Annotated in this window: 20 protein-coding genes and 1 tRNA gene; 14 read left to right on the forward strand and 7 right to left on the reverse strand. The window is 63.1% G+C overall.

Annotated features, from left to right (window positions below; all coding sequences use genetic code 11):
- Positions 1 to 2 precede the first annotated feature (2 nt).
- From CXR25_RS16095 to pstB, 6 genes are all read left to right on the forward strand, one after another.
- Positions 3 to 2147, forward strand: a complete 2145-nt coding sequence (locus CXR25_RS16095; protein ID WP_096157578.1) for an RNA degradosome polyphosphate kinase — start codon at positions 3 to 5, stop codon at positions 2145 to 2147.
- A complete protein-coding gene (locus CXR25_RS16100; RefSeq protein ID WP_009883689.1) occupies positions 2144 to 3118 on the forward strand; it encodes an NUDIX hydrolase in 975 nt (324 codons plus the stop codon). Before CXR25_RS16095 ends, CXR25_RS16100 begins: the two co-directional genes overlap by 4 nt.
- A 397-nt stretch (positions 3119 to 3515) precedes the next feature.
- Positions 3516 to 4619 (forward strand): phosphate ABC transporter substrate-binding protein PstS, encoded by a 1104-nt coding sequence (gene pstS, locus CXR25_RS16105; RefSeq protein ID WP_029417181.1) that lies wholly within the window; start codon positions 3516 to 3518, stop codon positions 4617 to 4619.
- 119 nt (positions 4620 to 4738) lie between these two features.
- Positions 4739 to 5746, forward strand: coding sequence for a phosphate ABC transporter permease subunit PstC (pstC, locus tag CXR25_RS16110; RefSeq protein WP_373270490.1), 1008 nt, complete (start codon positions 4739 to 4741; stop codon positions 5744 to 5746).
- Positions 5747 to 5748: 2 nt separating this feature from the next.
- On the forward strand, positions 5749 to 6888 hold the full coding sequence (gene pstA / locus CXR25_RS16115; protein WP_009883692.1) for a phosphate ABC transporter permease PstA: 1140 nt from the start codon (positions 5749 to 5751) through the stop codon (positions 6886 to 6888).
- Between the two features lie 63 nt (positions 6889 to 6951).
- Positions 6952 to 7731 (forward strand): phosphate ABC transporter ATP-binding protein PstB, encoded by a 780-nt coding sequence (pstB, locus tag CXR25_RS16120; RefSeq protein WP_009883693.1) that lies wholly within the window; start codon positions 6952 to 6954, stop codon positions 7729 to 7731.
- Between the two features lie 153 nt (positions 7732 to 7884).
- Here pstB and CXR25_RS16125 read toward each other — a convergent pair whose 3' ends face one another.
- Positions 7885 to 8529 carry a winged helix-turn-helix transcriptional regulator gene (locus CXR25_RS16125; RefSeq protein WP_069600908.1) on the reverse strand — a complete coding sequence of 215 codons (645 nt, stop codon included), beginning with the start codon at positions 8527 to 8529 and terminating at the stop codon, positions 7885 to 7887.
- Positions 8530 to 8630: 101 nt separating this feature from the next.
- Between CXR25_RS16125 and CXR25_RS16130 the strand changes: the two genes are divergently transcribed.
- The 4 genes from CXR25_RS16130 to CXR25_RS16145 all read left to right on the forward strand — a co-directional run bounded on the left by CXR25_RS16130 (position 8631) and on the right by CXR25_RS16145 (position 12657).
- Positions 8631 to 9191 carry a dihydrofolate reductase family protein gene (locus CXR25_RS16130; protein WP_069600909.1) on the forward strand — a complete coding sequence of 187 codons (561 nt, stop codon included), beginning with the start codon at positions 8631 to 8633 and terminating at the stop codon, positions 9189 to 9191.
- 195 nt (positions 9192 to 9386) lie between these two features.
- A complete protein-coding gene (locus tag CXR25_RS16135; protein WP_009883696.1) occupies positions 9387 to 9944 on the forward strand; it encodes a PadR family transcriptional regulator in 558 nt (185 codons plus the stop codon).
- Positions 9945 to 10007: 63 nt separating this feature from the next.
- Positions 10008 to 11729 carry an ABC1 kinase family protein gene (locus tag CXR25_RS16140; RefSeq protein WP_241212422.1) on the forward strand — a complete coding sequence of 574 codons (1722 nt, stop codon included), beginning with the start codon at positions 10008 to 10010 and terminating at the stop codon, positions 11727 to 11729.
- Positions 11730 to 12171: 442 nt separating this feature from the next.
- Entirely contained in the window at positions 12172 to 12657 is a 486-nt protein-coding gene (locus CXR25_RS16145; protein ID WP_096178514.1) for a DUF4383 domain-containing protein, read from the forward strand.
- Between the two features lie 36 nt (positions 12658 to 12693).
- On the opposite strand, the gene CXR25_RS16150 is transcribed toward CXR25_RS16145, so the two are convergent.
- From CXR25_RS16150 to CXR25_RS16160, 3 genes are all read right to left on the reverse strand, one after another.
- A complete protein-coding gene (locus CXR25_RS16150) occupies positions 12694 to 13704 on the reverse strand; it encodes an inorganic phosphate transporter (RefSeq protein ID WP_114384456.1) in 1011 nt (336 codons plus the stop codon).
- Between the two features lie 3 nt (positions 13705 to 13707).
- Positions 13708 to 14373, reverse strand: a complete 666-nt coding sequence (locus CXR25_RS16155; RefSeq protein ID WP_226823654.1) for a DUF47 domain-containing protein — start codon at positions 14371 to 14373, stop codon at positions 13708 to 13710.
- A gap of 237 nt (positions 14374 to 14610) precedes the next feature.
- Positions 14611 to 15198, reverse strand: a complete 588-nt coding sequence (locus CXR25_RS16160; protein ID WP_069600912.1) for a hypothetical protein — start codon at positions 15196 to 15198, stop codon at positions 14611 to 14613.
- A gap of 168 nt (positions 15199 to 15366) precedes the next feature.
- On the opposite strand from CXR25_RS16160, the gene CXR25_RS16165 reads away from it, so the two are divergent.
- On the forward strand, positions 15367 to 16305 hold the full coding sequence (locus CXR25_RS16165; RefSeq protein ID WP_083248844.1) for a hypothetical protein: 939 nt from the start codon (positions 15367 to 15369) through the stop codon (positions 16303 to 16305).
- Positions 16306 to 16430: 125 nt separating this feature from the next.
- Positions 16431 to 16503: transfer RNA gene (locus CXR25_RS16170), tRNA-Lys, on the forward strand.
- A gap of 60 nt (positions 16504 to 16563) precedes the next feature.
- Here the strand turns inward: CXR25_RS16170 and CXR25_RS16175 are convergent.
- On the reverse strand, positions 16564 to 17403 hold the full coding sequence (locus CXR25_RS16175) for a helix-turn-helix transcriptional regulator (RefSeq protein WP_096146418.1): 840 nt from the start codon (positions 17401 to 17403) through the stop codon (positions 16564 to 16566).
- Between the two features lie 101 nt (positions 17404 to 17504).
- Between CXR25_RS16175 and CXR25_RS16180 the strand changes: the two genes are divergently transcribed.
- On the forward strand, positions 17505 to 18506 hold the full coding sequence (locus tag CXR25_RS16180; RefSeq protein ID WP_096146309.1) for an aldo/keto reductase: 1002 nt from the start codon (positions 17505 to 17507) through the stop codon (positions 18504 to 18506).
- A 38-nt stretch (positions 18507 to 18544) separates the two neighbouring features.
- On the opposite strand, the gene CXR25_RS16185 is transcribed toward CXR25_RS16180, so the two are convergent.
- The gene (locus CXR25_RS16185) at positions 18545 to 18796 is read right to left on the reverse strand and encodes a PspC domain-containing protein (RefSeq protein WP_069600925.1); all 252 of its coding nucleotides are present in this window, start codon (positions 18794 to 18796) and stop codon (positions 18545 to 18547) included.
- A 459-nt stretch (positions 18797 to 19255) separates the two neighbouring features.
- Between CXR25_RS16185 and CXR25_RS16190 the strand changes: the two genes are divergently transcribed.
- The gene (locus CXR25_RS16190) at positions 19256 to 20554 is read left to right on the forward strand and encodes a PH domain-containing protein (protein WP_069600926.1); all 1299 of its coding nucleotides are present in this window, start codon (positions 19256 to 19258) and stop codon (positions 20552 to 20554) included.
- A 33-nt stretch (positions 20555 to 20587) separates the two neighbouring features.
- Here CXR25_RS16190 and CXR25_RS16195 read toward each other — a convergent pair whose 3' ends face one another.
- Entirely contained in the window at positions 20588 to 21841 is a 1254-nt protein-coding gene (locus CXR25_RS16195) for an FAD-dependent oxidoreductase (protein ID WP_125240786.1), read from the reverse strand.
- Positions 21842 to 21860 lie beyond the last annotated feature (19 nt).

Genomic DNA, 21860 nt, shown 5'->3' on the forward strand with positions numbered 1-21860 from the left:
CGATGTACGACATCAGCGCAGTCGGAGCGGAACTGGGTCTGCCGGATCCGGAGGACCGATTCCTCGACCGAGAACTCAGCTGGTTGGCGTTCAACGAGCGTGTCCTCGACCTCGCCTCAGACCCTGACATGCCGCTGCTGGAGAGGGTCCGCTTCCTCTCGATCTTCGCCACCAACCTCGACGAATTCTTCATGGTGCGCGTCGCCGGCCTCAAACGCCGCATCAACACCGGCCTGGCCGTGCCCAGCGTCACCGGGCGGATGCCGCTGCAGGTGATGCACGCGATCGGCGTCCGGGCCCACGAACTCATGACCCGCCATGCCGCCCTGCTCAAGGACGACATCGGGCCCCGCCTCGACGCGGAGTCGATCACGAAGGTCCAAGTGGACGAGCTGACCGAGGACGAACGTGCCCGGGTCGACGAATTCTTCGCCGGCCATGTCTTCCCGGTCCTCACCCCACTCGCTGTGGACCCGGCCCACCCGTTCCCCTACATCTCGGGACTCTCGCTCAACCTCGGCGTCCTCCTGCGCTACCCGGACTCCGGCAAGGTACTCTTCGCCCGGGTCAAGGTGCCCCCGCGCCTGCCCCGGTTCTTCAATGTCGCCACGGCCACGGACCGCCCCGTCGGCCGCGATGTCCCCGCCCGCTTCGTTGCGCTCGAGGACATCATCGCCGAACACCTCGACACTCTCTTCGAGGGGATGGAGATCATCCACCACTCGACCTTCCGCGTCACTCGCAATGAGGACGTCGAGGTCGAAGAGGACGATGCGGAGAACCTCCTCAAGGCTCTGGAGAAGGAGCTCCTGCGACGTCGCTTCGGCCCCGCCGTGAGGTTGGAGATCACGGAGAACATTCACCCCCGGGTCCGCGAGATGCTCAAGGACGAACTCGGCATCGACGAGAACGAGATCTACCAGCTGCCGACCCCGCTCGACCTCTCCGGCATGTCGGATATCGCCGATGTTCCCCGCGATGACCTGCACTTCCGCAAGATGGTCCCGCAGATGAACAAGGACCTGTCGCTGCGCGAATCCAGCGACCAGGTCGACGTCTTCGCAGCGGTGAGCAATCGCGACATCCTCCTCCACCACCCCTACGACTCGTTCTCCACCAGCGTGCAGGCGTTCCTCGAGCAGGCGGCTGCGGACAAGAACGTGCTCGCCATCAAGCAGACGCTCTACCGCACCTCGGGTGACTCCCCGATCATCGACGCCCTCGTCGACGCCGCACAGGCCGGCATCCAGGTCCTCGCCGTCGTCGAGATCAAGGCCCGCTTCGACGAGGAGGCCAACATCACCTGGGCGCGCAAGCTCGAACGCGCCGGTGTCCACGTCGTCTACGGAATCGTCGGCCTCAAGACCCACGCGAAGCTCTCCCTCGTCGTCCGCCAAGAGGCCGAGGGGCTGACCCGCTACTGCCACGTCGGCACCGGAAACTACCACCCGAAGACCGCACGCGGGTACGAGGACTTCGGGCTGCTGACCAAGGACAAGAACGTCGCCGATGACCTGACGAAGCTGTTCAACCAGCTCTCCGGCTACGCCCCCTTGGCCGAGTATTCGCGTCTGCTCGTCGCACCCACCCGGGTCCGGTCGGGACTGACCGAGCTCATCGACAAGGAGATCGCCATCGCCGAGGCGGGCGGTGAGGGCATGATCCGAATCAAGGTCAACTCCATCGTCGACGAGGCGATCATCGATGCCCTCTATATGGCCTCCCGGGCCGGGGTCAAGGTCGAGGTCTTCGTCCGCGGCATCTGCGCCCTGCGACCGGGCATCCCCGGGGTGAGCGAGAACATCACCGTGCGCTCCGTCCTCGGCCGGTTCCTCGAACATTCGCGGACCTTCGTCTTCGGCAACGGCGGCGATCCGCTCGTCTACATCGGGTCGGCGGACATGATGCACCGCAACCTCGATCGTCGCGTCGAAACCCTCGTCGAACTCGTCGCCCCGAATCACAAGGCCGAGATCATCGAACTCTTCGACCTCGCCTTCGCGGACACCACCTCGGCGTTCGACCTTGCCGCCGACGGCAAGTGGACGCGCAGCACCCACGATGATGAAGGCAACCGTCTCACCGAGTATCAGACGGAGCTCATCCGCCGACATCGCAAGCGTCGACAGATCGGGGAAGAGGCTTGAGCGCGAAATCGGTCGGTTCCGCGCAGGCCTCCTCGCGCGTCACCGCAGATATCCTCGCCGCCGGGGCCCTGTGCTGGCGCCAGGGCAGCGAGGGCATCGAGGTCGCCCTCATCCACCGCCCCCGCTACAACGACTGGTCCTGGCCCAAGGGCAAGGTGGAGTCGAGAGAGACCCTCCCTGAGACTGCCGTTCGTGAGGTCAAGGAGGAGACGGGGCTCGACATCACCCTCGGCATTCCTCTGCCCTCGGCCGAATACATGGTCGGTGGAAAGAACCTCAAGAAGGTCTTCTACTGGTCGGCACAGGTCAAGAGCGAGAACACCTTCGCGCCGATGAACAAAGCCGAGGTCGATGAGGTGAGATGGCTTCCCGTCGGCGAGGCCCGCACGAAGCTGACGTCCTACGCCGATCGCGACCAACTCGATGCCCTGGAGAAGTACGATGCGACCGACGCCCTTCGCGCCTGGCCGCTGATCCTCGTCCGGCACGGCAAGGCCTTTCCCCGCGCGAAGTGGCATGAGACGGAGCACGTGCGCCCGCTGCTGGCGCTGGGCACCCGCCAGGCCATGGCCCTGACCGGGCTGCTCTCGGCATGGGGCACGAAGAAACTGATCTCGAGTCCTTGGAAGCGGTGTGTGGCCACGCTGGCTCCCCTGTCTGCGGCGACAGGCAAGTCGATCAGGAAGGTCTCGTGCCTGAGCGAGAAGGCAAGTTCAGCGAACCCCGACAAGACCTCGCGGTACATCGAGAAGCTGCTGGAAAAAGGCAAGCCGGTCATCTACTGCACCCACCGGCCGGTCCTGCCGCTGATCCTCTCGGTCTATGCCAAGCACGCCCCGCAGCGCATCGCGGAGAAGCTGCCGAAGGAGGACCCCTACCTCAAACCCGGTGAGATCATCGTCGCGTATGTGCGTCCGGGGGCTGTGCCTCGCATCGTCGAGTTCGAACGGATCCGCCCGATCGACGCCTGAGGCTCGGCGTGTCTTTGCCTCGGCGCGTCTTTGCCTCGGCGTGTCTGCACCCGGGTTTCGGCGTGTCTGCACCCGGGTTTCGGCGTGTCCGTCACTGCGCCTAGGCGTGTTCGCCTCAAGATTTCAGCGTGCCCGTGACTGGACTTCACCCGTAATGACTGGTCACAGCGTCACCCGAAATGCCGGGCTTCAGCCCTCCGACGTGTCGTCCCGACAACGATCCTTTCATGAATTCACCCCGGCCTGTGATGGAGCACTCACTCGGACTTGAAGCCTTCAGGGTTCATTCATCTTCCATTCACTTAGCCACTCCCCGAGCTTTACACACGATCCTTAGCGTGTAACACGAAAGATCGAGCAATCTCGAACAGTGTTCTCATATTCGAAAGGCATCTTCGTGAAGCTGAAGCACCTGGCACCCTCCGCTGCAATCCTCGCAGTCGGCGCACTCACCCTGTCGGCATGCGGCGGAACCTCCGCCACCGGAGAGGAAGCAAGCAGCGGTGGCGACAGCGACCTGCAGGGCACCCTCACCGGCATCGGCGCTTCATCGCAGAAGGCTGCGATGGACGCATGGACCGCCGACTTCGCCTCGGAGAACTCCGGCGTGACCGTCAACTACTCCCCCGATGGCTCGGGTGCAGGCCGCGAGCAGTTCCTGGCTGGCAACGCTCAGTTCGCCGGCTCTGACGCTCACCTCGACGATGACGAAGTCGAGCAGGGCAAAGAAGCTTGCGGCGCCGATGGAGCCTACGAGTTCCCCGTCTACATCTCCCCGATCGCGGTGGCGTTCAACGTCGAGGGTGTCGACGAACTCAACCTCTCCCCTGCAACGATCGCCAAGATCTTCAAGGGCGAAATCAGCACGTGGAACGACGAGGCAATCAAGGCCGATAACCCGGATGCTGATCTGCCTGACACGAAGATCACCGCCGTGCACCGTTCCGATGACTCCGGCACCACGGAGAACTTCGCCGAGTACCTCAAGGCCACAGCCGAGAAGGACTGGGACGCTGAGGTCAGCGGAGACTTCCCGAAGGACTTCGGTGGCGAAGCTGCACAGGGCACCGATGGTGTCGTGCAGACCGTTTCCGACACCGATGGAGCCATCGGCTACGCCGACGCTTCCGCTGTCGGTTCACTGGGCAAGGCCAAGGTGAAGGTCGGCGAGGAATTCGTCGAGCTCTCCGCCGATGCCGCCTCGAAGGTCGTCGACGCTTCCGAGAAGGTCGAAGGCCGCAGCGAAGGCGACCTCGCCTTCGATCTGGCTCGCGACACCACCGAGTCGGGCGCCTACCCGATCGTCCTCGTGTCCTACCACGTCGTCTGCTCGTCCTACAAGGACCAGGAGACCGTGGACATGGTCAAGGCCTGGGAGAAGTTCGTCGTCTCCGAAGAAGGACAGAAGTCGGCAGCGGATTCCGCTGGCTCGGCTCCACTGTCTGACGACCTGCGTTCGCAGATCGAAACAGTCATCGATTCGATCAAGGTTGAAGGCTGAGACTTGGCCACTGACCTGCAGAATTGATCAGTCGAGAAGCGGCGCAGCGACCCTGCGCCGCTTCTCGGTGCCTAGGGATCCGTGAACCGGATCCACCACAAGTTTCATGAGGAGCACTTGTGCCGACCAGCACACAGACCACAGAGTCCGGCCCTGCCGGAGCACCTGAACCGGGCTCACGCGGTGAGTCCGGGGCGGGCCAGAAGCCCAAAGCCGTCGTTCGTCCCGGAGACCGGATCTTCTCGGCCGCGACGCTCATCGCCGGCATCCTGATCCTGCTCATCCTGGCAGGAGTCGCCCTGTTCCTTCTGGCGCAGTCCAAGGACACCATCGAAGCCCAGATCACCGATCCGAGCTCGATCACCGGCGGCAAGGGATTCTTCTCCTACGTCTGGCCACTTATCATCGGCACACTGATCTCCTCCGCCATCGCCCTGCTCGTGGCGACTCCGTTCGCACTGGGCATCGCATTGTTCACCACGCACATGTCGCCTCGGAAGCTCGCGCCGCTCCTCGGCTACGTCATCGACCTGCTCGCCGCGATCCCCTCCGTCGTCTACGGACTGTGGGGAATCGCCCTGGCCGGCAACCTCACCGCGTTCTACCTGTGGCTGTCGAAGTGGTTCGGCTGGATTCCGATCTTCGCCCCAGACGCGAACGGCGATGTGTCGAACACCGGGCGTACCCTGCTGACGGCTTCCCTCGTGCTCGCCATCATGATCCTGCCGATCATCACCTCCCTGACCCGCGAGGTCTTCCTGCAGACTCCCCGCCTGCAGGAGGAAGCTGCTCTCGCTCTCGGCGCCACGCGCTGGGAGATGATCCGCATGTCGGTGCTGCCGTTCGGAAAGTCCGGCATCGCCTCGGCGACCATGCTCGGCCTCGGCCGCGCGCTCGGCGAAACCATGGCTGTGGCCATGATCCTCTCCCCTGGACTGCTCACCGCATCCCTGGTGGTCAGCGGCAATCAGACCATCGCCTCTGAGATCGCTCAGAACTTCCCCGAAGCCGCCGGACTGCGACTGTCCGAGCTGATCACAGTCGGCCTCGTCCTGTTCGCCATCACCCTGCTGGTGAACATGGGCGCACGTGCAATTGTTGCCAAGACCTCGGTGAAGGGCAGTTGAGAATGTTGACTACTACGAACAATTCGACGACCACGTCTCGCGCCCTCACCTCCAAGCAGCTGCCCAAAATCACACCATGGGTGATTGCGGCCGCCTCGATCATCGTCGCGACCATCATCAGCTTCATCGCCTTCGGCGGCTTCAACATCCCTGTCGTCGCAGTCCTCGCCGGGCTCATCAACGTCGTGGCCGTCTTCACGCTCTCCGGAGCCTACGAAGGCCGCCGCAAGGCCACCGACCGGGTGGCGACCACCGTCGTCACCTCTTCGTTCATCCTCGCCTGTGTTCCCCTCATCTCTCTGCTCTGGATGACCATCGCCAAGGGCGGAGCCGCTATCAGCTTCGACCTCCTCACCCGCACGATGCTCGGCATGAAGGGCGTCCTCGACCAGCAGTACGTCGCCGGCGAAGCAACAATCGCAGGCGGCTTCTACCACGCGATCGTCGGCACCGTCCTGATCACGGCCATGGCATGCGTCATCTCGATCCCCATCGGTGTGCTGACGGCCATCTACCTCGTCGAATACTCCGGCAAGAACAAGCTGGGCAAGGCCATCACCTTCCTCGTCGACGTGATGACCGGCATCCCCTCGATCGTCGCCGGACTCTTCGCCTTCGCCCTGTTCTCCACCATCGTGGGCTTCATCATGCCGGATGCGGCAGGCATTGCGAAGACAGGCTTCACAGCCGCCGTAGCACTGTCGGTGCTCATGATTCCGATCGTCGTGCGCAACACGGAGGAGATCCTGCGTCTGGTCCCCATGGACCTGCGCGAGGCGTCCTACGCTCTGGGCGTGCCGAAGTGGAAGACGATCGTCAAGATCGTTCTGCCCACCTCGGTGTCGGGCATCCTCTCCGGCATCACCATTGCGATCGCCCGTGTCATCGGCGAAACCGCACCGATCATGGTCACCGCCGGATTCGCCAAGGCACTCAACTGGAACCTGTTCTCCGGCTGGATGTCGACCCTGCCCACCTACATCTACGACTCGCAGCTGCGTCCCGTCTCCCCCGGTGACGCGGCCCTGGCCAGCTCGGAGCGAGCCTGGGCAGCAGCCCTCGTCCTCGTCACCTTGGTCATGGTCCTCAACCTCCTCGCCCGCGTCATCGCGAGGGTGCTCGCCCCGAAGACAGGGCGCTGATGAAGCGCTGAGACCCTGACGCACCCCATACTTGTTACAGACATTCCACAGATAGGGAAACACATGTCCAAGCAGATCGACATCAAGGATCTCGACATCTTCTACGGGGACTTCCGCGCCGTCGACGGTGTGCAGATGCAGATCAAGCCCCGCTCGGTCACGGCCCTCATCGGCCCTTCCGGCTGCGGCAAGTCAACCGTGCTGCGCACCCTCAACCGGATGCACGAAGTCATTCCGGGCGCCAGCGTCTCGGGCGAAGTGCTCATGGACGGCAACGACATCTACGGTGCCGGCGTCGACCCGGTCAACGTGCGTCGCGAGGTCGGCATGGTCTTCCAGCGCGCGAACCCGTTCCCCACGATGAGCATCAAGGAGAACGTGCTGGCCGGCGTGCGCCTCAACAGCAAGCGCATGTCGAAGTCCGAGGCCGATGACCTCACCGAGCGTGCACTGCGCGGCGCCAACCTCTGGAACGAGGTCAAGGACCGCCTCAACCTGCCCGGCTCCGGACTCTCCGGTGGTCAGCAGCAGCGCCTGTGCATCGCCCGCGCGATCGCCGTCGAGCCCGAGGTCCTGCTCATGGACGAACCATGCTCCGCACTCGACCCGATCTCCACCCTGGCCATCGAGGACCTCATCAACGACCTCAAGGACCAGTACACGGTCGTCATCGTCACTCACAACATGCAGCAGGCCGCTCGCGTGTCCGACAAGACCGCGTTCTTCAACATCGCCGGCACCGGCAAGCCGGGCAAGCTCATCGAGTTCAACGAGACCTCGACGATCTTCTCCAACCCGGAGAAGGAAGAGACCGAGAACTACATCTCCGGCCGCTTCGGATGATCTGAGGCGGCTGCAGGAGCAGCCGTGACTACGGCTCGCCGAGGTTGGCTGCAGTTCTCATCGAGAATTTCCAACGGGTGGTAACTTCGTCTCGATCCAAGCGCCTGGGTCGAGACGAAGTTACCACCCGTTGCCTGCATTCACGGACTGCAGTCACGGCAGATTGTGGGCGACCTCATCGAGGGGTGTGCTGAAGGCACGGGTGAACTCTTTCAGCAGCGTCGCCGGGCCTTTGGCTGTGACTGCTCCCGAAGAGATCGCGGCGTCGATGTCGCCATCTGCGAGCAACCTGCGCAGACTCGAACCTCCGAGACGCAGATCCGCGTCGGGAAAGGGCCCCGTTGCGACCGAGACCGCGGTGGCAGACACATCTGCGTGGGCGGTGGCCGGACCTGCAGTCACTTCGACGCTGAAGGCCTGGACCTTTTCGTCTGTGCGCGCAGTCAGCAGGGCGGCTGCGAGCGAATTGTCGGTCGGCACCTCATTCTCACGCGGGACGTCCATCTGGCGTGCGCCCCAACGGCCCAGACCGACCACAATGGGCTCAAGGCCCTGGCCGTATTCGCTGAGTCGGTAGACGACGTTCCGGCCGTCCAAGACCCTCTCGACGACTGACGCATCTTCGAAGTCGCGCAGTCTGCTGGTCAACAGGTTCGACGGAATACCGGGGATCCCCTGCCGGAGTTCATTGAAGCGCTTCGGGCCCACAAGCAGATCACGCAGGATCACCAGAGACCACCGCTCCCCCACAAGCTCTGCGGCTCGAGCCAGACCACAGTACTGTCCATATGACTTCATGGTTGACACCCTAGCAACAGAAGTTCATCATGAGAACTGCAGTTTATTTTTTAAAGTTCACTATCGCCTTGCCGCACAGATCGCTCAATGAGGAGAATCCCATGACCCGCAAACTCATCACCAGCCTCTTCCATTCGCTCGACGGCGTCGCCTCCGCCCCCAACCTGTTCCAGTTCGACTCATTCGATGATGACCTGGGTCAGTGGATGACCGGAGCCATCAACAGTGTCGACGACTGCGTTCTGGGCCGAACCTCCTACGAGGAGTGGGCAGGCTACTGGCCGAACATCACGTCGGGCGAAGACACCATATTCGCCGACTTCATCAACTCCACACCGAAGCATGTCGCCTCACGGAGCCTGTCTCCCGAAGATCTCACCTGGTCCAATTCGACGCTCATCAACGGAGATCTCATTGAGTACGTCAGGGCGTTGAAGGAAGGCCCTGGCGCAAACATCGCGGTGCAGGGCTCGCTGTCCGTTGTCAGCCAGCTCCTCGACGCAGAGCTCATCGACGAACTGACTCTGGCCATCCATCCCGTTGTCGCCGGCAGCGGCCGCGCGATCTTCGACGGCAATGCACCCAAGCGCCTGTCTCTGACCGACGTGCAGAGAACCTCCAAGGGCAATCTGCTTGTCACCTACGCGCCGCGGCAGGCCTGACAGCGGCCTGGGCCACGGCACGACTGGCAGCAGCCCGAACACCAGGTCCAGCGCCGGGCCAAATCTCGGCAGCGAGTCCCCCTGAACATGGTCTGGGAGTTGCCTCCTCAATCAAACGAATGACCTTCCCAGCAACACATCGCCGATATATCGTTATATATCGTCAGAGCGATACATTCAGACCTGGAGGTCATCATGAACGAGCCATTCAATCACGGAGGTTTCTCTCGCCGAGGCGGCGATTGGGGCGGTTCCAACATCTGGGAGGCGATGGAGCAGCTGCGCTCTTCCTTCAACCCCAAACAGCCTTTCCGCATGAACCGTGGAGACGTCCGCGCCGGGATCCTCACATTGCTGGCCGAGGCCCCGATGCACGGCTACCAGATCATCCAAGAGATCGAAGAACGCAGCGGCGGCAGTTGGAAGCCCAGCCCGGGGTCGGTCTACCCGACGCTGCAGCTGCTCACCGATGAGGGACTCATCAGCGCGGAGTCCTCCAGCGGGCGCAAGACCTATTCGCTCACCGAGGCCGGACGCGAACAGGTCGAATCCGAACCGGAGTCCAGTGCTCCGTGGGAGACGACGAAGAAGCCCGACGCACCAAGAGCCGCAAACCTGGCCAAGGCCGGCGTCGAGTTGGCCCAGGCAGCGGCTCAGGTCGGTCGTACCGGCAGCAAAGAACAGGTCGCTGAGGCGGTCACTGCTCTCGAGGAGACCAAGCGCAGGCTGTATTCGATCCTCGCCGAGGACTGACACGTGAAGGAGAGGACCCTTCGGGCTCGCTACAGTCGCATCCTCCGATTCGCTGCGATCCAGATGATCGTGGCCTGGTGGTTCGAGTTGACGCTGCCGCGAATCGGCCTGGGTCGGTTCGCGGCCCGGGGCCGGATAGACCGGTGGCGTTCGAGCGCCAAACGGTTCCGCGCCCTGGCCGTCGAGCTCGGCGGGCTGATGATCAAAGTCGGTCAGTTCCTCTCCTCGCGTATGGATGTGCTCCCACCTGAGATCACCAAGGAACTGGAGGAGCTGCAGGACGAGGCCGCCCCTGTTCCGTTCGAGCAGATCCGCACCCTCGCCGAGGCGCAGCTGGGGATGGATCTCAACGACGCTTTCGTCTCCTTCGATCCGCGCCCGCTGGCTGCCGCGTCCTTGGGTCAGGCGCATTCGGCGACTCTGACCTCGGACAATGCCGAGGAGCTCGGATTCGCCGAGGTGGTCGTCAAGGTCCAGCGTCCAGGCATCGCCGCTGTCATCGCCGTCGATCTGCGCGCCCTGCGCCGGATCGCCGGCTGGCTCTCCCGAGTCCGGTTGATCTCCCGACGGGTCGATATGCCGGCACTGGCCGAAGAGTTCGCCCATGTCAGTCTCGAGGAGATCGACTATCTCCATGAAGCCGCGAATGCGGAGGCCTTCGCCATGGACGCGGCAGCATCGGCAACCGGGTCGGCGACACCGTCGGCGGCACGGTCGGCGGACGCGTCAGATGCTGCTCCTGCGGTCGAGTCAGCCCGGGCGCAGGCCCCGCGGATCGTCTGGGAACAGACCACACCACAGGTCCTGACCATGGAAGATGTCACAGCAATCAAGGCCAACGACATCACCAATCTGCGCCGAGCCGGGATCGACCCCCACAAGGTTGCAACAACTTTCGCGCACACGATGTTCGACCAGCTCTTCCGCACCGGCTTCTTCCATGCCGATCCCCATCCCGGCAATATCTTCGTGACACCTTCTCACCCGGGCACAACCTCGGCGGGGCCGAACTGGCACCTGACCTTCGTTGACTTCGGAATGATGGGGCACGTGCCCGAGAACCTGCGCGCGGGCCTGCGGGAACTCATCATCGCTGTGGCGCTGCGAGATTCCCGCCGCCTCGTCGCCAGCGTCGAACTCATCGGGGTTCTGCTCGACGGCGCGGACACGGAGGAACTCGAGCGCTCCCTCACGGGACTCTTCGCACGATTCGGAGGCATGGGGTTCGCGCAGCTGCGCGACGTCGATGAGAAGGAGCTGCGGGCCTTCTCCACGGATTTCGAATCAGTGGTGCGGGATCTGCCTGTGCAGCTGCCGGAGAACCTCTTCCTCATCATCCGCTCGCTGTCCATGGTCTCGGGCCTGTGCAGTTCGCTCAATCCTTCATTCAACATCTGGGAGGTCGTCGAACCCTATGCCAGGGAGCTGATCGAGGAGGAGAAGGGCGGCGTCGCCGGCACTGCGGCCAAGGAAGCCCTCAACTTCGTGCGCCTGACGCTGGGTCTGCCGGGACGACTCGACAGCCTGGTGCAGAGGCTCGAGAACGGCGAACTATCGGTAGCCACTCCTAAACTGGACCGCCGGGTCGCCGGCCTCGAACTCCTGGCCAGCGGGGTGATCTCGGCGGTGCTGTTCACCGGCTTCGTCATCGCCGGTGCTGTGTTGCTGCCGACGACGAGGTTGGGTGGCATACTGCTGCTCATCGCTTCGGCGCCGGCGCTCATCCACAGTCTGACCACCCTGCTGCGGCACAGGAGGCTCACACTCCGACAACGGAGTCGGTGAGTGTCGGGGCGCCGGACAGCAGCGTCAATCAGCTCAAGCCGATGCCTCCAGGGAGTTGCATACTCTATTCCCAAGCATCCATTCGCAGGGGCGAAGCCCAACGATTGGTAAGTTTTAGTCGATTCAAGCACGCGGGTCGACAAGGACTTACCAACCGTTGTCTGCGTTCAGGCTGTCTGCCCAAAGTTGGACCACAACATGGTCGAGAACCGCTCCGTACGCGCGAGTGAATTCAGTCAACAGCTCTGCCGGACCATCGGAGATTACCAGTGCATGCCGTCATGTCTTCGACAGCGGAACCGGCAGACAACTGACACTGATCGTGGCTGAGCTCCGCGACACTCGCCCTCCACTCCGACTGGAATTCTGCCGGCCCACCCATCCACGACTCAATCCGCTCCGAATCAGCTGATGTACGACGAGAGTCTTCGAAAGGATCGTCATGACAACTCATACAGTTTCATCATCAGCTCACACCACCCGCACCAGCGTCCAACTCGTCTCTGGTCTCTTCGGCGCAGTGTTCCTCCTCGTGGGCATCCTGGGCTTCGTTCCAGGTATCACCCAGGACCTGGACACGATCATGTTCGCCGGACATCATTCACAAGCCGCGCTGCTGGGGATCTTCCAAGTCTCGGTGCTGCACAACATCGTCCACCTGCTCTTCGGCATCGTCGGACTGCTCGGGCTCAGGTCACGCGGACTGGCCAAGACATACCTCATCGTCGGAGGCATCGTCTACGCGGTGCTGTGGATCTACGGCCTCGTCGTTCCGATGGAGTCGATGGGCAACTTCGTTCCGCTCAACACCGCTGACAACTGGCTGCACTTCGTGCTCGCCGTGGCCATGATAGCGACCGGCATCGTCTTCGGCCGGAAGGCTCGCACCTCCGTGACCCGGCGACGCAGCGACGCCGTGTCGCGGTGACGCGGTGTCGCCGTGTCGCGGTGTCGCGGTGACGCCTCAGCCGACCAGCGGTCTGGCCACCAGACCGATGCAGATCGCCAGTGCCGCGGCCGCAGGAATGGTCAGCAGCCATCCCCCGATGATGGGGACGATGAAACGGGCTCGGGGCCTGCCCCTGCGGCCGGCGTACTGCGTGCCCAGGATCGCCGATCCGAGAATGAAGGTCAGCGACACAGGGACTCGCATGATGAGTGCCGCCGTGTACATGAGCAACGTGGAGGTGGCATCGGCCGTCGCGGACTTCAGCGGGTCGAGGCCGGCCATACGCACCGACAGAGTCCGTACAACCCGCCATCCACTCAACCCCGTGCCGATCGCCAGGGCTGCGGCGATGATCAGCCGCACCGGCCAGGAGATCTCCACGACGGCCAGCTCCGTATGCGGATTGGTATCGACAGCGAGCATACCGACCATGACCAGGGCCGCGATCTTCTGTGCGTCCTGGATGCCGTGGACCAGCGACAACGAGGCGGTGAGGACCGAGTCGACCATGCGGGCACCGCGGAAGAGCGGCTTCGGCGGAGAAGCCGCGAAGGTCTTCGACAGCAGAGCCGTCAGACCCCATGAGAGCAGGAAGCCGAGAATCGGCGAGAGCACCAGCGGCAGGATCACCGAGTCGAGGGCTTCCGCGGAGTTGACCGAGAAGCCCAGCACGATGCCGGCACCCAGGAGTCCGCCGATGAGACAGTGCGTGGAAGACACCGGCAACGCGAGATAGTACGTGAACAGACTCCACGCCGTTGCTGCGACGAAGGCGATGATCAGGGACGTGAGGATGACTTCGGGGTCGCCGTCGAAGTGGACGATCTGGTTGGCCACGACGGAGGCGATTCCCTCGCCCAGCAGTGCCCCGATGAAGTTGAAGACCACGGCCAGGCCCAGGGCCCACCGTGCATTGATGGACCGTCCGACGACAGCGTTTCCGATGGTCAGCGCTGCATCATGGAAACCGTTCGAACCGGCGAAGATCACCGCGGTCACGATGACTCCCGCCAAGAGCAGATCCACGGACTACGACTCCTTGATCGCTATGGCGGCGACGACCTTGCCCAGCTCGGTGAAGCCGTATGCGGCGCGAACGAAGGCCTGTCCCAGCTGCGAGACGGCGGCCATGTAGGTCAGGCCCCGCTTCGAGTTCGGAACAGCATCGGACATTCGCCACTGCAGAGCCTCGACCTGGTAGGTGAGGCGATTGATGGAGTCGACGTAGTCCCACTGATCCAATTTGCCCGGCAGTCGGGTAACCATGCGGGAAGTGTGGTCCGTCTGGTTAGACAGGACGGCCAGGGTTTCGAGGACGCCTGAGGGCAGCTGATCGAATGCTTCAGAGGCGAGGACGAAACCAGCACCGTGGAGAAGATGGCAGATATCGCGCATGTGATGACCGAGCAGGTACAGGTCATTGCGATCGAAGGGGGTGATGTAGTTCTCGCGCAGCGCACGAAGCACGGCTCCCATGTCTTCATCGGCCTGATCGCCGATCTCGCGGAGGCGGTCTGCGACCTGCCGGCGTTCGCTGACTTCGATGCCGGAGAGTTCGGCAAGCACCAGGTTGCATTGCCTCATCTGTCCGACCAGGTCGGAGAGACGTTCGTAGAAGACAGTGTCCTGCGGTACTCGCTTGAGCCGCATGCGCTCCTCCTGCCCGGGGCCCGGTCGAGCCGGACGAATGTGCATGTTGCTTCAATTGTATGTGCCGGACGCTGAACCGAGAGCGCCTCTCGGCGGTAGGCCGCTCGAAGCGGCTGAATTTGGAGCCCGGGGCTTCAGATCCAGCGTCCGGTGGCCACGAGGGCCACCCACAACGATACTCGCTCACACTCATGAGTCCACCGCCGAGGCGGGTGAACGAGAGTTGACAATCTCACAGTCGCGCACCGGGTCAGGTGCTCCGCATACGGTCAGGTCGCCTGCTCAGTCCAGTCCGCCGTGGCGGTGGGAGATGGCGGCATCCTTGAGGTCCTTCGCGAACTGCCGCAGCCGCGTGGCCGCCTCGACGTCGTCGGTGCCTTCGGCGCACATGCCGACAAACGCGGCAGCCCGAAGGAGGGCGATGACGACATCCCCACGGAAAGCGCCGGCAAGGATCTCATCGATGGCACGGGCCACCTCGTCGGGACCTGCGGGCAGCTCCACCCCGGCGAGGATGTCGTCGAGGCCGAGCCCGTCGGTCACCCTGCGCTGCCCAGCTGAGAACATGTCGGCGAGCTCACGCGGAGCCGTCAGTATCCATTCCCGCAGCGCATACAGGCGCCAGAGCGCTCCCGGCGCGGAGACAGCGGGAGCCGCAGACCACATTTCGGCGATGACCTCGAGGCCGATGTCGTCGGCCAGCTCCACAAATCGCTTCGTTGCGGCCTCATCGCGCTGTCCGCGCGAGTCTCCGAGGAGGAGCGCCGCGGTGGCATGAGAGGTCTCTGATCTGGTCACCGGGTCACTCGTATCGCTGATGGAATCGAGGTCGGCCAGAGGAATCGGGCGGTGAAAGCGTGGCTGTGTCATCGTCAGAGCAGTCTAGTCCCCCACTCTGACCCGCGCGCCAACCTGAGCCGACGTTCGCCTCCCGGTCAGGATTCATTCGTCGCGTTCACAGTGGCCACTACTAAACTGGTGACAAATTCGTGCCTGCGACCAGCAGGTCACGAGTGCAGACAACGAGGAGGAACTCCCGTGGCAAAACCATCAGTGGCGAAGAAGGGCCTGGACAAGGCAGCGAAGTTCGCTGTCAACGAGGACGGGTCCCTCAATCCCCGCGCCCAGTCGATGCTGTCGAGGCTTCTGTCGGTCCAGCGCCCCGTGGCTCTCGCCTATGTGCGCAGCCTGCGTCGCCGGAACCCGGATGCGACTCCGGAAGAGCTCATCAAGATCATCCGTCGCCATTACCTCGCCCTGACCACCTCGGGCGGAGTAGCTGTCGGCGCCACCGCCGCCGTTCCAGGACTGGGTACGACCGCAGCATTGGGTGTGGCCACAGCAGAGACTGCCGGCTTCCTCGAAGGGACCGCGCTGTTTGCTCAGGCGATCTCTGAGATCCACGGACTTCCGGTCCAGGACTCCAAGCGCGCGAATGCGCTGGTGCTGGGACTGATGCTCGGCAAGGACGGAAAGAATCTCGTCCAGAAGTTCAGCAAGCAGTCCGGCGGTTCGGAGTCGATGTTCGGCAACTGGGGTTCGACAGTGACCAAGCAGCTGCCTGCCCCAGTCGTCGATCTGCTGGTACGGAAACTGCGCAAGACCTTCATCCGCAAATTCGCCGCACGTGCCGGTGGCTCACTGGTCGGTCGTCTGCTGCCCTTCGGCATCGGCGCGATCATCGGCGGTGTGGTCAACGCTCAGATGGCCCGCAAGGTTGCCGAAGAGTCATCCGAGGCCTTCGGTGACGCGCCCACGATCTTCCCGCTGGAGACCGATCCCGAGTACGTCGCACCGAAGAAGGATCGCAAGCTGCTGGCCGGGCTGAAGAACGTTGCGGCGCTGCGCGGCAAGATCAAGAAGAACAAGGCCATCGAGTCCGATGTCATCGACGAGGCTGCCGAGGAGTATCCCACTGCACCGGATGCCCTCCCTCGCACCTACACCGGTGACGAGCATCCTGAACTCGGAAAATGATCAGTGAGTGAATCCTGCTGGTCCCCACTGAGAACCGGTTTGAGTATTCGGGCCCCTTACCTCTAATATTATTGAGTCTCCGACAACACTTCCGTGGCGCTTGTCCACGCGGTCTCGTTGGGGCGGGGCCTCTAGCTCAGTTGGTAGAGCAACGGACTTTTAATCCGTGGGTCGTGGGTTCGATCCCCACGGGGCCCACCCGAAAGTAAGACCCCGCGATCCCTGTGAAGACAAGGGATCGCGGGGTCTTTGCATCTCTCAGTCGGATGAGATCTTCTGCGAACCGACGACGCCGAGCAGCTGCAGCTGTTCTGCCGCGTTGGTGCCCTCCATCGGGAAGAACACAAGCAGAGAGATGTCGTCGTCGGGCGTCAGCAGGACTTCGCATCGAAGCTCGAGCAATCCGACCTCCGGGTGGACGAAGACCTTGGTGTCCGAGTGGTGGACTGCCACATCGTGACGCTCCCAGAGCTCCTTGAACTCGTCGCTGACAGCAATGAGATCCTGGACGAATTTCCTTACGTGAGCTTCGCCTGACCTGCGGGCGTAGGTGGCCCGCAAGTCGCTGACGTGGGCTGCGGAGATGCGATCCCAGTGCTCCGGGGGCATCGCCCGAGTGTCGGGGTCGGCGAACCACTCCCAGATGAGATTCCTGCCGCGTCCAGGCTCTCCTGCCAGGCCGTCGAGAAGTATGCGACCCAGAGAGTTCTCCCAGACGATTTCGCCGAGGTCGGTGACGATCACCGCGGGAAGATCCACGAGCCGGTTGGCAACAGCGATGAGACCGGGACGCACGTGACCGTCTGAGCTGCGCGGCGGCACCGGGTGGCCGGCGAGGTGCAGCATGTGGTCGCGCTGATCGCGGTCGCACTGCAGCGCACGAGCCACCGCCGAAACCACTCCGATCGACGGGGTCGATCCCCGCCCTTGTTCGAGGCGAGCGTAGTAGTCGACCGATACTCCAGCGAGCATGGCAACCTCTTCGCGCCGCAGTCCAGGAGTGCGGCGACGATGCGTGTGGCCGGTCCCCACATCTTCTGGCCGCAGCTGCTCCCGTCGACGGCGGATGAAGTCAGCGAACCCAGAACGATCAGTCATCTCCTGATTGTCCATCCGATCGGCCGATGTAACCAGGGACAGTCTGTCCCTGGATCGACAGGGCCTCGTGCCATCGACACCGTCCTGCCAGGCTTGAGGTCATGAGCACATACACAGAGAATCCAACCGTCAACACTCGCCGACTCGGAACGCAGGGACCTCGCGTCACATCTCCCGGACTGGGTGCCATGAGCATGTCCGGAGCCTATGGACCGACACGGTACGAGGAGAGCATCGCCGCCATCCACTCGTATGTGGATGCCGGGGGAACACTCATCGACACCGGAGACTTCTACGGTGCCGGTCACAATGAAATGCTCATCGGCGCCGCACTGCGTGAGCGCAACCGTGAGGACGTCGTGATCTCACTGAAATTCGGCGCCGTCCTTGCACCCGATGGTTCGTTCATCGGATTCGACACTCGTCCAGACGCGATCCGAAACTCTCTGGCCTATTCGCTGAAGCGCTTGGGCACGGACCACGTCGACATCTACCGGCCGGCTCGGCTCGACCCGAGTGTGCCCATCGAGGAGACTGTGGGCGCCATCAGCGACCTCGTCGATGCCGGATACGTCCGCCACATCGGGCTCAGCGAGGTCGGATCAGAGACTATTCGTCGGGCGGCGGCGACAGCGCCCATCAGCGACCTGCAGATCGAATACTCACTGCTCAGCCGCGGCATCGAAGAGAATGGGATTCTGGCTGCATGCCGTGAACTCGGCATCGGAGTCACGGCATACGGGGCTTTGGCCAAGGGTCTGTTTGCAGGTTCCGTGGGAGGGACTCGCGCGATGTTCCCGCGCTTCCAGGGGGACAACCTAGTCCACAATCAGCGGATCGCCTCCACCCTCGCGGAAATCGCTGCAGCGCGGGACGTGACGCTTCCTCAGCTGGCGATCGCATGGGTGGCCGCTCAAGGTGAGGACATCGTGCCGGTCGTCGGGTCTCGCACTGCTGAGCAGGTGGCCGCCACCGTTTCCAGCAATGGAGTGCGCCTGAGCGCCGATGATCTGGCGGTCATCGACTCAGCTCTGGCCGACAGCGAAGTCCGGGGCGATCGCTATCCGTCCGAACAGATGATGCTCTTGGACAGCGAACGCTGAGGACACGGCCGGTCGGCCGCACGACACCGAATGTTCACTCAGCGTTCAAGGCGGCCGCCGAAGGCCTGCTCAAGGGGAATGCTTCCGTCCTGCCAAGGAGTGAGCGCCCAGGCCACCACATATGCGCCGACGCCCAGAACTGGAAGCAGGAACGAGATGAGGACGAGCAGGCGCATCAGCCACACGTTCATTCCAGTGGCCTCGGCGAGACCGCCTGCAATACCGCCGAGAACCCGGTCGGGCCCGCGACGGAAACCAACTTTGCGAATGGAATCAAATAGTTTTCTCATGCCTTCAACAGTACGCAGATTCCGCTGTCTGCACAGGGGTGCTGACCGTCGAACCGGGATGAGGGAAACCGGAATGGCACCCTTTGGGGGCGCTGGCAAGGGAAGGGCCACCTCGGCGGCCATCTGCTTTCAATTCTCGCTGTATGAGACGACGATCACAGGTTTTGGGCGCGCCTTCTCGGGGGCCGACAGCAAGGGCGGTTACGATTAACGGGTTGTGCAACCAATTGTCCGCATCTGCCATCCCAGCAACGCGGCAAAGAGGAGTCCGTTGTGAAGTGGTTGAAAAAGGCCGTCCTCACGCTCGTCGTCATTTTTGTGGCGTTCTATCTGTTCAGTCGGCCAGAAGATTCAGCCGAGGCAGTGCGGAACGCTTTCGAAGCAGTGGGTACCGGTGTCGGCTCACTGGTCACTTTCTTCACTTCCCTGTCCGCGTAGCCGCGCAGGAAGCAGCCTGACGTGTTCGGGGCACTGACCGACCCGAGAGTCGAAGATCATCTCATCGCTGAAGAGGGCGAAATCGTCGTCGACGAAGTTCGCCGCCATTTCCTTGCCTTCGTCTCCCCCACGCTCATCATTCTGCTGGGCCTGGCCGTTGCCGCCCTGAGCTTCACAGTCCCGATCGATTTCGCGTCGATCCCATTGGGAATCGGTGCCGCCATTGCCCTGTTCGGCGTCTACCGTGCACTGTTCGTGCACATGGACCGGTTCGTCATCACGAACATGCGCGTGTTCCGCATCCATGGGATCTTCACTCAGCACAAGGCCACGATGCCGATGGCACGTATCCTCGATATCTCGGTCCATAAGCCCCTGATGGGCCGGATCTTCAGATACGGTCACTTCGTCTTCGAATCCGCTGCCCAGGACCAGGGCCTGCGCGACATCCGCTACGTCGGCCGGCCAGACGAACGAGACCTCACCATCCAAACGGTGATTCAGCGTTCCGGACTGCGCTCGGCCATCACCTCGCTCAACACCAGGGACGAAGACGACGACGAGGAGCTCCCGGACGGTGACGACCTCGTCACCGGCGCCTCGGCCGACATCGACGCCGACACGGACTTCGATTCCGACGCCGACCAGGAATTCGATTCGGATGAGGAGCTCAGGGCCGAACACCAGCCACGCTTCAGCGCCGGCACGCGGACCGGTCAGTACCCGGCAGTGCGCACCGGAGTCGGCCCCAATGTGGACACCGAAGAGTGGAACACGATGGAGTTCAACACCGATCACGGCTTCCGGGACTCGGAGGAGTTCAGGATCGGCAACGCCTCACCGGCCTTGAACGATCCGGTCTCAATGGCCGCGAGCGCGTGGGAGATGCGATGGCCCGAACGCGACCGGATGCAGACTGCCACCGAACTGATGCGGGCCCACCGCTTCCTCATCGACAGTCTCGATGAGAAGCTGCGCCCGCTGGGACTCACCTACGCACGCTATGAAGCCCTGCTCCTCCTGTTCTTCGATCAGAGAGGCGCTCTCCCCCTCGTCGAACTCACCGATCAGCTGCAGGTCGACACCAGCTCATCCTTCTCCACAGTGCGGTGGCTGGAGGACAACGATCTGCTCGAAAGGGCGCTGGAACCCGGTGACGACGGAGAGGTCTTCGCTGAGATCACGCCCAAGGGACGTGCGCTGACCGACAGGGCCAGTCAGATCGTCGCCGATGCCCGCTTCGGCCTGGACACGATGTCAGATGCCGAATGCCGTCAGCTCACCAACCTGCTGGCGAGGCAACGCCGCATCCGGGACTGAAGGCAGACGCTCGGAGTTCCGCGGCAGCGAATGTCAGACTGTCTCCGGTTGCCGACGGGCGAAGTCCGGAGCATGCTCGGGAGTGATACCGATTCCGAGGATGCGCGCCGGAATCACGGTCAGTGCCGGGAACGTCTTCAGCAGCCAGAGGACCGGCGCCGGCGGGCGGATGACTCCGCCGTTGTGGACGACCGGCTCGACCATCGCGTGGATGCCTCCCTGCAGCAGCTCAACCGCTTTCGTCGTCAGCAGCCGTCTGCGCTGCACACGCCTGAGGTCGCTGGTGGACACGCTTCCCGTCCGCAGCGCCTCCGCCAGCAGACGAGCCGTGGCCACACCGTCTTGGACTGCCAGATTGACGCCGACTCCGCCCAGCGGGCTCATGGCATGGGCCGCATCACCGATGCACAGCACCCCGTCGACGAACCAGCGCTTGGCCTCATTGCGCCTGACATCAAGGAGCTTCACATCCTCAAGCCGCAGCGCTGCAACATCGCCTGCCAGCACGGGGAAGGTCTCGGCGACCGCGCGGCGAAGAGACTCGATCCCCTGCTCACGGAAGCGTGTGTCCTCGCCCTTCGGGATGAGGCGGGCCATCTGGACGTGACCGTCGCGCGGAATCGCGACGAACACGTTGCCGCCCTTGGCGCGAGGAGCGATGGATTCGGCCAGCTGCGCCTGGGTGTCGATCCGGAACCACCACACGTCGATCGTGGACCGCAGCTCCCGCATCGACAGCTGCGCCTCGTCCCGAGCCTTCGACCAGCGACCGTCAGCGGCGACGACGAGTGGTGCCCGCAGCTCGGTCTCACCGTCGGGAGCCTGTACCTGAACACCGACGACTCGGTCGCCGTCCCAGATCAGCGAGGTCATCTCGGCCCCCATGCGCAGATCGAACCCGGGTTCGTCCTCCCCTGCCTTGGCCAGCAGATTGAGGAAGTCCCACTGAGGTGCGATCGTCATGAACGGATGCGGCGTGTTCAACCTGGACAGGTCGCCGAGGATGTAGTCCCGACCGTCGTCACCCGCGAGACTGATGTTGGTCACCCTGCGGTGGGTGATGCGAGCGAATTCGTTGTAGAGTCCCAGCTCGTCCAGAAGCCGCAGTGTTGATGGGTGGATCGTGTCACCGCGGAAATCGCGGAAGAAGTCGATGTGCTTCTCCAGCACCACAACCTTGACACCACCGCGGGCCAGGAGCAGCCCGGCAACGATTCCGGCGGGCCCGCCTCCGGAGATGATGCAGTCACAGTCGGCATCGAGTTGGTCGTGCGCAGCGTCTGTCATGACACGCTCCTCAGCATTG

Source organism: Brevibacterium aurantiacum, from assembly GCF_003932995.1.
Lineage (GTDB): Bacteria > Actinomycetota > Actinomycetes > Actinomycetales > Brevibacteriaceae > Brevibacterium > Brevibacterium aurantiacum.